Here is an 11,183-nt window from a genome sequence, read left to right as displayed (position 1 = left end):
TGGTAAAGGTAGAGGAAGGCTCTTTATCGAGGTTTCGATTCAACCTTCGAAAATCGTTTCTCAAGCTTTCACCGAGAACAAAGCGGATAACCGTATTTTAGCGCTTGCTGATAATCTTAGGGATAAAAACTCCACCGGTGACGTCATTCTCATCTCGAAGGATATCAACCTTCGAATGAAGGCAAAAAGTCTTGGAATTCCAGCGGAAGACTATGAAACCGGCAAGATCGCGAATGTGGACGAACTATACACCGGTCATGCTAGCTTCGATGGTTTCGATAAGGAGCTTATCTCACGCTTCTATCAAGAACCTTTCTCGATTCCTTTAAAAGAACTCGAAGCGATTTTGCACCCTTCGCTAAACCAGTATTTTATCCTGAAAAATCGTTCTTCAAGCGCTTTGGCATATTATAATCCAATAGAGCAAGTGTTCGAGAAGGTCAATCGTATCAACGCATATGGCATTGAACCACGCAATGCCGAGCAGACCTTTGCACTCGATGCGCTTAATCGTCCTGAAATCCAACTAGTTACTCTTACAGGCAAAGCTGGCACCGGGAAAACACTACTCGCACTTGCTGCTGCCCTTCACCAACGCAAACGCTATCGTCAAATCTATCTTGCAAGACCGATAGTTCCATTGGGCAACCGCGATTTAGGTTATCTTCCGGGTAATGTATCGGAGAAACTTGCGCCATATATGCAGCCACTATATGATAATCTAGCTGTTATCCGCCACAAATTTTCTCAGGACAGCCCAGATTTCCTTCAAATCGACCATATGATTAACACTGATAAATTGACAATATCGCCACTTGCTTACATCAGAGGCCGAAGCCTCGACAAGATATTTTTTATTGTGGACGAAGCACAGAACCTCACGCCACACGAGGTTAAAACCATAATTACACGCGCGGGAGAAGGTGCAAAAATAGTATTCACCGGAGATATATACCAAATCGATACCCCTTATCTTGACAGCAGATCCAATGGCCTTACCTATTTAGTAGATAGAATGAAAGACCAGGAACTTTTTGGACATGTCACTCTTATTAAGGGCGAAAGGAGCGAACTCGCGGAACTTGCGAGCAATTTGCTTTAATCAATAAACCCCTGCCCTCAAATCCCCCCTGAAGTTTCTCTTTGGGCCATAAGGCCTTAAGAGTGTTTAGTATATTTTATAAAAAAACTTGATATACTTGCTTTAGTATATAAAATACTAAATATTTTAATATTGGGATTGCTATGGCTGTGTTATTGGACAAAGAGAGTGCATTAATATATCTTCGCGTTGTCGAGAAGCTTATACTCCTCGTTGCTAAATATAGCAACTCGAAAAATGTCGATAATATAATACGCGAGAAAAACTACTATGCGCATATCGTCAAAAACACGTCGGAAAGGCCTCTTGCAGAATTGACAACCTATGCGGGAATGGTTAAATCCATTCCCATGCCTATGGAACCGACCATTGCTATCATGCTTTCGGGTAAAGGTCCTACAATAGACATCGATTTCTATCGGTCCCCAATCGAAGTTTATTATTTACTGGAGGATACAGTCAAGGAGGTTTCCGAAGACGCGCGTATTTCTATTGATAATACCGGTTTTCATTATGTCAGACCCCGAGTTGGTACACCTGTTGTCGATCTTAAAATCGACACATTAGACAAACTCGCTATACTTCTGCTTCTCGATCTCAAGAAAATAATAAATAGAAGATAAGGAATATTGGAGTGATTCAAAACGGCTGAATGATCCGACTATTATTGCGTTTCCGCAATTTTAATTCGTCGTGCTTTACCAAAAATCCAGAAATGGATAATTCCCCACACAAAACCCAATCCATAGGCAAAATGAATCACAAAATAGCTAAGTAACACAGCTGGAATATATTTAAATCCTTGCTTGAAAGCGATTTGCATAGCGGAAACAACAGCGCCAATCGAATAAATACCCAATAAAACCATAAGCACACAAAACGCTGGCACGCTGAAAAATGAGAGCGCAGTTAAGGCTATAATCGATAAAATAAAAACCGGCGGAACAAGGTGCCTTTTTTGGACTGCATTCACAAAGCGCCCAATCATGAATGTGCGCCATTTCGCTGCTTTGAAATACTCATTCCAGAGGCTTCTGTAGGTGGGTCTATTAAAATAGAGGCTTTTTATTTCCGGTGAAAAAAATATCTTGGCTCCACCCGCTGTAATTCTCTGATTGAACTCATAATCTTGATTGCGTGTCAGGCGTTCATCGATATAACCGAATTTATCGAACAATTCTCTTCGATAACCCGCGAAACTCGGGTTATCGATATACCTCGGACGATTTCCCGTTCGAGCGGTAACTCCCCCCAGACCAAAAAGGCTATTTAGTGCGTAACCGATCCCTTGCGAGACAGTTCTGTCATCAGTGCAAGTGCTGATAATAAGCCCTCCGACAGCATCGGCATCGGTTTTTTCCAAATACTCGATTTCTTTGGCAACAAAATCATTGGACATCATAGCATGGCCAATAAAATGAATAAAGATATCACCTCGCGCATTTTTATAGCCGGCATTTAATCCACATGGGGTATTGCCCCGAGGGTTATCGATAATATGAGTTTCTATTCTGCTTGTTTCAGAGAATTTCCGGGTAATATCCATCGACTTGTCTATTGAGCAACCGTCAACGACCAACACTTCGATCAATTCATGCGGATATGTTTGCCTCTCGATTGATTCAAGGCATCTTCCAAGATAGGTTTCCTCGTTACGAACTGGAATAATAATCGAGACCATAGGCAAAGAACAAGCGGTGTGTTCCGTCCGCTCCATTTCGAGAGATTCTTCTATCTGTTGTCTATCTTCTGACATAGATTGCTCACTATATTAACTACTGTCATTATGTCAACGCAAAACATTTCCCCACGATATCAAAGGCGACTTGTTTTTCATCACCTCGACTCGATTATCGCAGATTCCATTCCAAAAAGAACACTTGCAGCACCATAACACTATCGATCAGCCGATGGGAAGGTAATTTATTACAAAGGGTCCCATTGCGGTTGGAAATTGGTCTGGCGGAAAAAAATCAGGTCATACAAGATTCGACAAACGCAGCGAAAATTCTGCCACTATCAACATCGCCCATAGCTTCAGGGTGCCACTGAACGGAAATCAACCACCGATCACGTAGTCGAGGCTCAATAGCCTCGATAATGCCATCATCGGCGCGGGCACTTACAATAAATCCATCCGCAAGCTTATCTATCCCTTGGTGGTGACTCGAATTTACTTCATGAATTCCCGCTCCAATTATCTCTGCGAGAAGTGTCCCCGGATAGACTTCGATAGTATGATTTGTGCGCTTTTTTTCAGGTGTCCTATGGCCTTGCGAGATAGTCTTAATCCCGCAGGCTTCAAAATCTTGAAATAATGAACCATCGTAATAAGCATTAAGCACCTGATGTCCTCTGCAAATCGCCATGATCGGACTTTGGGGTCGAATCATTTCCCATCGTCTCATTAACTCGAATTCGAACTCATCACGCTTGCGGCGAATAACGCATTTTGCCCCTTGAATTTTCTCTTGGTTAAAAAAATCGGGTGCAAGATCGCTTCCACCGGAGAGAAAAAGTGCGTCCAGATTTCGAATAAGCGTATTTAGATAATCCCAATTTCTCGGAGATAGATTTGGGATTATTATAGGCACGGCGCCAGCGTCGGCTATGGCCTCGGAATACTCGCATTTTAAGTAATCAAAAGCTGCGTCTGAAAAAAAAGGCCTACCCTCCTTTTCCGGTGCCCAACTAGCTGTAATACCGATTATCGGTTGTCGTTTATTCATTTCCGCTCTAATACCATTGAAGTTGAATTGTCTGCCCAACCGAGGAGGTTATCGAAGTCGAGGATGTGTTTCCTGAGGTAAGATACTCAAGAGTGAAAGAAGAACCCGATCTTTTTGAAAAAATAATATCGCCATATTCGGAAGCGCAAAGAGCCTCGACAGTAGCGCTCTCCGAGGTTAAATCTATAACAATACTCGGTGGGCCAGATATACTTGATTTAAGTATTCTGTCTCCGGAGGGATATTTCTCGACAAAATAAATGTTATCCATACCATCGAAAGCCGTAAACTGAATATTATCCGCCGAACGAAGAAGTTGAGGATACGATCCCCCCTCGACATTCCAATAATATAGCCTATTCCCGGTAACAACGCATGCGATACCATTATGTGTGTGGCTCCAATCGAACGAGCTTACATCGTTATAGATCGTTGTATAGGTTATATTGTCACCATCGGAGACATTTCGAATAAACAACTTAGGATTATAGGAACCTGAACCACTTCGATATGCTAGATATTGCCCGTCAGGTGAAAACTCCAGTTCCCGACCACCCTGCGAACTCGAAGCAAGCACCCTTTCTTCCTCGGTTTGAAAATTATACAAGATAATATCCTCACTACGCCCAAAAGCCAAAGTGTGGCCATCGGGGGAAAGCGCCGGATATTTTTCTTCGATAATATCTGAAGTAAACTGAAGCCTTGCACCGAGTGATGGATTTTCCGCATAAATATCTCCATCGGGATATGGATCATAAAGAAGCCAGGAGCGCTTTGGAGAGAAACTTAAATGATATGGCGAACCGCTCAATTCGACATAACTCCCCGATGTTGGAGAGGAGAAATAAAGCGCTTTTGTAGTGAATCCATCCGGCCTCGAGCGCGAAGCGAAACCATCCAAAGGCGGCAAACTGTCGATATCGAGGCTGAAGGTGTCGCCAATTTCTATATAAAAATTCGCGGAGCCGTTTGCTCGATGGCCGGCCATATCCTCAGCGGTGACATCAACATAAATAGTTTCTCCCAAATCGAATTGCGACGGCGGGATATAGCGTAAATCCAACCCACCGCAGGAATTTGTTATCAGCGATGGGATAACAGCAACCGAATTCACATTCATCCAAATGGAATCGGGATTGAGCCCCGAAGCATACCCGCCGGTATCACATATGGAAACCCACAAAGTTGCTGCTCTTGAAACCTCAGTCTCACCATCGGCTGGGTTCCATGAAAAAATAAACGGTGCAACCGTATCGGTAGTATCGCCTGTAGTGTCGTTGCCATTGTCATCTGGGTCTGTGCCGTTGTCACCACATGATATAAATACAAACAAGCTGGAACAAGTTAACAATGCTAATAACACAATTTTCCAAAAACTCATTTCAATCTCCAGTTAAATTCAATTAATCCCCTGAAAGAGAACATCATCTTAACAAAACCGCTTTTTCTGTTATCCCAGTATTTCGACCTTTGACCAGATAGATCCCCGAAGGAACAGAAGCTCCCCCTCTGTCTTTTCCAGTCCAAAGCACTCCCTTCGAGCAATCGTCGAGAACATCAATTAGCTTCCCCGAAATATCGTATATCTCGACAGTTCCCTGGAATTGGATAATACACCCAGCATTGAAAGGATTCGGCATAACATTCATGTTTTTCTGGCCCGGCAACTCGCGTTCGGATATCGCCATCAGTTCGATATAGACTTGCCAACAATAACTCGTGTCGTTAGGCTCATAAACATCCGGGCTATCTGATAGATTAGCGCATATTATAATTTCTGAGCCGTCGTCGAGTGCCGATCCAAAAGCCCCACTCTGAAGAACAAGAGTATCCCCGCGAGAGGTCATACCTGCCATTGCCGTTTCGATCAAATCCATACTCAAATCGAAAAATTCAAAGGAAATATGGGAAGGATCAACAGTAATACCAGCAGGCTCATCCTGCGCAACAATCCAAATATCTTCGGTCCCGACATGAAGTGTATCGCCCGTATTTGGGAAAAATGTCCCAGCAACAGGTGGTTCTAAATCGACAACGAAGCTATACGTTAAAGGCGACTCAAGGTCGGAGCCAATATCATCTCGAGCGTGCATCAGGTTGACCGCCACTATCTGCTCATGAATAAAAATTGATGAACTCGCGACAGTAAGAATAGAATCGGAGAACGACATCGAGGGATTCGGCCAGGAATACATCACACCGCCTACAGAAATCTCGATCGATGTTTCATCGATTCCGTCCGGGTCGGAAATTAGAATCTCAATTCCCGGTGTGGCGCTGGCAACAACATCTCCATTACGAGGCAGAACCGCAGTGGCATTCGGTCCACCACTCGGATTGACGAAAAAATCCCATTCCATCGTTACGTAATTTGGGTCACAAACATCCGGAGAGTCGCCGATTTTAATCGAAACGCTATGGGTTCCTATCATTAAACCGGTGGTGTCTGGGGTAAGGCGTATTGTAAATCCATCCCAACTTAAACGGCTATCTGGAAAAAACAAGGTATCACCATCAAAAACCATTATGAGAGTAGAAATATCTATTCCCGTGATAGAATCTGTTAGATTAGCCGAAATCACAGCAGGAAATACCGTTAGGACTTGTCCGGCTCGAGGAATAAGATTATCAATAACCGGATTTCCAAGGTCTGCTGTAAAACTCCAGTTGATCGGTGAATCAATATGATTGCCGAGACTGTCGTTTATATCGACAAGACTTAAATCAATTGTCGATCCGTTAGGCCAATCAGACGAAGGTGTATATCTGAATGTATCACCAATAAATACAACCGATGAGGAATATCCGTTTACAGTATCACTTCCATTATAAAACAAAAGCGAGAATGGGTCAATACCATCGGGGTCCTCGATCAACATCTTGATTGGATAGCGGTCGCAAGATGTCACGACAAATGGCGATGGCTGTAATATCATTACTTCTGGCGCGCTCGATATGGTCATTGCAGGGATTCTCGTAGCGTAAATATCTGAAGTAACATCGCGGGAGTCTTCCCAAATAACGAGATGATGTTCGCTATTCGATGTTGAATGGGGTTTTTGTTGAGTTCCCGTTGCTGTCGAAACAGCAATTTCAGGCCCGATAAGTGTGCCGTTGGTGCTTATTCTTTGACCATATATGTCAGATAATAAATCGCGATTATCTTGCCAAACTACCAAATATCCAATACCATCGAACGAAATCGATGGTTTTATTTGATTGCCGGTGGCGGTCGAGATAGGGAAAGCTGAACCTATGGGCGCACCTGAATAATCCAATATAACACCAAAAATATCTCTATTAGTTACACCACCTTCACGCTCAAAAACAACAAGATAACCATCCTCACCATACGCTATCGACGGATAGCTTTCATCATTTGTTACTGCCGAAATCTCGATCATAGCAGAAATATCGCTGCCACCAGGGCCATATGTTACACTTTGAGCAAATATACCTTTACCCGATGCAAGTGAATCTTCATAAACTGCAATCCAAGCGCTATCTCCGCGTGCAATAGCGGGATTCTTTTCGCTGCCATCCGGTTCGCCTAATTGAGTTCTAATTGTAGAGGACATATCGCTCTTAGTTATTGAATAATAAAGATCGCTGATCCCCATAAGCCGTTCTTCCCACAGCACAATGAAGGCACCTTCCATGCCTGAGGTCCGAACATTTTGAATACTTCCATCGACAGTGCAAATATTATAATTTCCGAGATAAAGTGTGCCATCAGGATTGAGCAGGTTACCATATACTTGATAACCAGCTCTGCGGTCGAACCACACTCCTAGGTAGTAAGTGCCATCCCAAGCAACATCGGGAATTTTTTGGTAATTCATGAAAGCACAAACAGGGGATTCTAAACCGGGAAGGGAACCACCGGCAGAAATAATCCTACCATAAATATTGGGATTGCCAGTTCCAGCACGAGCATCTTCCCATACTGCAAAAAAATCGGTGCCGTCCGTTGCCACCGATGGAACTACTTGTTGACCAGCCGCAATAGAAATTGTAATTTCTTGGGCATAGCCTAAACTAAAAACCATTAATAAAACTATAAGATCGATTACTTTATTTCGCATTCTTTACCTCATAATTGGATTGTTTAATAACCTAAAATTATAAATCTCAAAGTAGTCTAAATCAAGATAAAACGCCCTGTGAATTCTTAGGTGTCTTAAATTGTAATAATTACTTGCAACCAAAAACGGGTATTTTGAGAAATTTACAACATTAGAATTTGGCTAGACATTTGGACTCAGGTATCAGTCATTCATTTACTATTTAAGCATTTGACGTTGATTTAATATATTATTTCAGAATCCAGTTTGCGTGGGAATTACTTAACTGGCGGCATGTATGTCTATCTTAGTGGAATACTCAGTAAATAACTCGCATGGAATGCTGCCGTTTTCTTTAAGTGCGACTCCGGCAAGATATAGGCTTCCCGCAATCACTATTAACCCAGAAGCGCCCGCGAGTTCACGGGCCTTATCGAGTGCTTGCTTAAAATCATCGGTTGTAAAACCTTCGCCGGCGATTGCGAGTAGTTCCTCTGGTGAGGCTGCGCGCGGCCAATCGAAGGTAGTGAGTATGAGGTTATGCTTACAGGATTTGACAACATCCAACATTCCTGCAATATCCTTATCCTTATTCGCGGCGAAAATCCATACAGGTAAACATCCCCATGTCTGTCGAATAGCCTCCACGAGCCGCTTAAATGCCATCGGGCCGTGCGCACCATCGACAATTATATCCGGCGAAGTGCCCACCAGTTGAAGTCTTCCCGGCCAATTCACACAACAAAGGCCTGCTCTTATACTCGATTCATCGAGTTCGAGGAGTCTCGATGCAGCAATCGCTATCGCGGCATTCTCCGCCTGATGCTCTCCGATGAGCGACAATTCCACCAATGATAAATTACAATTGCTATCCCGATAGTTAAAAACCGTTCCTTGCCTTGATATTGAAATATTATCCAATGGTTTTGAAACATTCAAATCGACAATGGGTTCTGCACCTAAATCGCGAGCCTTGCTTAAAATTACTTCATGTGCTCCCTGGGATTGATAGCCTATAATAAGCGGCTTACCATTACGGATAATACAGGCCTTCTCGCCAGCAATCAACTCGACAGTATCCCCAAGAATATGAGTGTGATCGAGACCTATAGTTGTAATAATCGATACGTCCGGATCTATAGCGTTTGTGGCATCGAGCCGGCCGCCTATTCCCACCTCGATAATTGCATAATCGACATCGGCATCGGCAAAAATCTCGAAAGCTGATGCCGTCATTATCTCGAACACTGTTCGGAAACCCCTTTTCCCAGTTTTTTCCGTGACCATTCGAGTTATATCTTCGATTTTTCTTGCAAGAACATCATCCTCGACGCATCTTCCGTCTATCCTGAAACGCTCGCGAATATCCACTAAATGCGGCGATGTATAAAGCCCTGTTTTGTATCCTCCAATATGAAGCATAGATTCTAGCATTGCCGCAGTCGAGCCTTTGCCCTTAGAACCCGCTACAAGAATAGTTTTGTATTCCTTATGTCTATTTCCCCTCTCGCACAAAAGGCGTCTAAAACGCTCGATATCCTCCTCTTTAGTGTTGTATGGATTTTTCCCGCCTAGTTTCTCATAATCTATAAACGAGTAGAGGTTCTCGATTACACTTTCAAGAAGGCTTCTTTTCACTATACCTTTGCTCCTGAGTATTTCTTAATCGTGAAAACAACCACAAAGGCGATAGCTAACAAAAGGACTATTGCCGCACCGGAGGGGATATTGAGTAAGAACGAGATTACAAGACCTATCAATGCCGAAACTGCACCAATCGTAGGTGCAACCCAAAACAATGAATTATATTTTCTACATAGCATCACAGCGATGGCTCCTGGGATTATTAAAAAGGCGTTCACAAGAATTATCCCTAGAACCTGAATAGCTGCTATTACCGCCAAAGCTATACCTACAAGAAGCCCTAGCTGTATTGCGTCTTTATGGATACCATAGAGCCCCGCCATACGCTCATCGAATGCTATGAATTTTAGCTCTTTGAAAAAAATGCCAACAAACACAAGACAGATAAAGGTTACAACAATAAGATACCATAATTCCGCTTTGCCGACAGAAAGAATGCTACCGAAAAGGTAACTCGAAATCGAGCCTGAATAGTTTTTTGATAATGCAATCAATATGGCGCCAATCGCCATCGAACTTGAAAGCAATATCCCGATGATTGTATCGCGGCTAACTCTTCCGTGTTTTGAGAAAAAATTAATTCCAAAAGCCATGGCAATAGCAAATAACGCCGCAGGTGTAAGTGGGTTTATTCCAAAAAATAGACCTAATGCTACCCCCCCAAAAGCAGCGTGTGATATCCCCTGGCCAATAAAAGCCATGCGCCGAGCGATAATATAAATCGATAGAATACCGCAAAGAACACCCGATATAACACCAGCTGCAAGTGCGCGCTGGAAAAAACTATAACTAAAGGCATCAATCATCGTGGCCCTCGAGTTGTCGTATGGGATAGCTGTGGATCAAGAGTTCACACTCCTCGCCAAATACCTCGGAGAGTGCTGAACCATCTAGTTTAACAGGCTTATCGTGGAAATGGAGTTTATGATTGATACAGGCTACCACATCGGCATTGCGTGTTATCATGCCTATATCGTGGCTCACAAGAATGATACCGAGGTCAAGTTTATCGCGTAAGTCGGAAAGTAATCGCATAAAACGGTCAGCTGTTTCACGATCTATCCCAGCCTCCGGCTCGTCGAGGAGAAGAACTGGTGATTCAGATGCCAGAGCACGTGCAATAAAAATCCTCTGTATTTGACCACCGCTGAGTTCAGAGATAAGTTTATCTGCTAAATCGAGTGCATTAATACGCTCGAGAGCAACTAAAACTGCTTTTCTATCTTCTTCAGAAGGACTACGAAATATTCCCATCCTCCCGAATCTACCCATCATCACAGCCTCGAAACCGGTTATTGGTATTAGGGATTCGAATGTATGGTGTTGTGGAAGATAGCCTATAGGCCATCTTTCTCTTAAGGCCTTTTTATGCGGAATTCCATCCAGAAAAACCTCACCAGATTCAGGCTCTAATTCACCTAATATAACCTTGAGAAGCGAGGTTTTACCAGCTCCATTCGGGCCTATAAGGCCAAGTAGTGTGCGCCGGTCGAGGTGCAATGAGACCGAATCAAGAGCAATACGTCCTCCTCGATTCAGAGTAACATCCTTCAGCTCTATTAGGGGCTTACTCGAGGCCATCGATAATCTCATTTGTGTTACGTTTCATAAGCTCTATATATCCCTCGCCAGATTTTCCCAGCG

At 43.3% G+C, this 11,183-nt stretch carries 9 protein-coding genes; 2 read left to right on the top strand and 7 right to left on the bottom strand.

Annotated elements, in window-relative coordinates; genetic code table 11:
• Positions 1 to 1,102, top strand: a 1,102-nt coding sequence (locus KAH81_10145; protein ID MCK5834013.1) for a PhoH family protein, incomplete at its 5' end; no start/stop codon positions are given.
• A 143-nt stretch (positions 1,103 to 1,245) separates the two neighbouring features.
• On the top strand, positions 1,246 to 1,725 hold the full coding sequence (locus KAH81_10140) for a hypothetical protein (protein MCK5834012.1): 480 nt from the start codon (positions 1,246 to 1,248) through the stop codon (positions 1,723 to 1,725).
• Between the two features lie 41 nt (positions 1,726 to 1,766).
• Here KAH81_10140 and KAH81_10135 read toward each other — a convergent pair whose 3' ends face one another.
• The 7 genes from KAH81_10135 to KAH81_10105 form a co-directional block, all read right to left on the bottom strand.
• Entirely contained in the window at positions 1,767 to 2,858 is a 1,092-nt protein-coding gene (locus KAH81_10135; protein ID MCK5834011.1) for a glycosyltransferase family 2 protein, read from the bottom strand.
• 217 nt (positions 2,859 to 3,075) lie between these two features.
• On the bottom strand, positions 3,076 to 3,831 hold the full coding sequence (locus KAH81_10130) for a gamma-glutamyl-gamma-aminobutyrate hydrolase family protein (protein ID MCK5834010.1): 756 nt from the start codon (positions 3,829 to 3,831) through the stop codon (positions 3,076 to 3,078).
• Between the two features lie 7 nt (positions 3,832 to 3,838).
• On the bottom strand, positions 3,839 to 5,212 hold the full coding sequence (locus KAH81_10125; protein MCK5834009.1) for a hypothetical protein: 1,374 nt from the start codon (positions 5,210 to 5,212) through the stop codon (positions 3,839 to 3,841).
• A 43-nt stretch (positions 5,213 to 5,255) separates the two neighbouring features.
• Positions 5,256 to 7,916 carry a hypothetical protein gene (locus KAH81_10120; GenBank protein ID MCK5834008.1) on the bottom strand — a complete coding sequence of 887 codons (2,661 nt, stop codon included), beginning with the start codon at positions 7,914 to 7,916 and terminating at the stop codon, positions 5,256 to 5,258.
• Between the two features lie 261 nt (positions 7,917 to 8,177).
• On the bottom strand, positions 8,178 to 9,533 hold the full coding sequence (locus KAH81_10115; protein ID MCK5834007.1) for a bifunctional folylpolyglutamate synthase/dihydrofolate synthase: 1,356 nt from the start codon (positions 9,531 to 9,533) through the stop codon (positions 8,178 to 8,180).
• Positions 9,533 to 10,345 (bottom strand): metal ABC transporter permease, encoded by an 813-nt coding sequence (locus KAH81_10110; protein MCK5834006.1) that lies wholly within the window; start codon positions 10,343 to 10,345, stop codon positions 9,533 to 9,535. Before KAH81_10110 ends, KAH81_10115 begins: the two co-directional genes overlap by 1 nt.
• Positions 10,338 to 11,120 (bottom strand): metal ABC transporter ATP-binding protein, encoded by a 783-nt coding sequence (locus tag KAH81_10105; protein MCK5834005.1) that lies wholly within the window; start codon positions 11,118 to 11,120, stop codon positions 10,338 to 10,340. Before KAH81_10105 ends, KAH81_10110 begins: the two co-directional genes overlap by 8 nt.
• Positions 11,121 to 11,183: the final 63 nt, after the last annotated feature.

The organism is bacterium (assembly GCA_023145965.1).
Lineage (GTDB): Bacteria > UBP14 > UBA6098 > UBA6098 > UBA6098 > UBA6098.
Note: the sequence above shows the minus strand (reverse complement) of the source record. Positions and strands in the feature narration are given on the sequence as shown.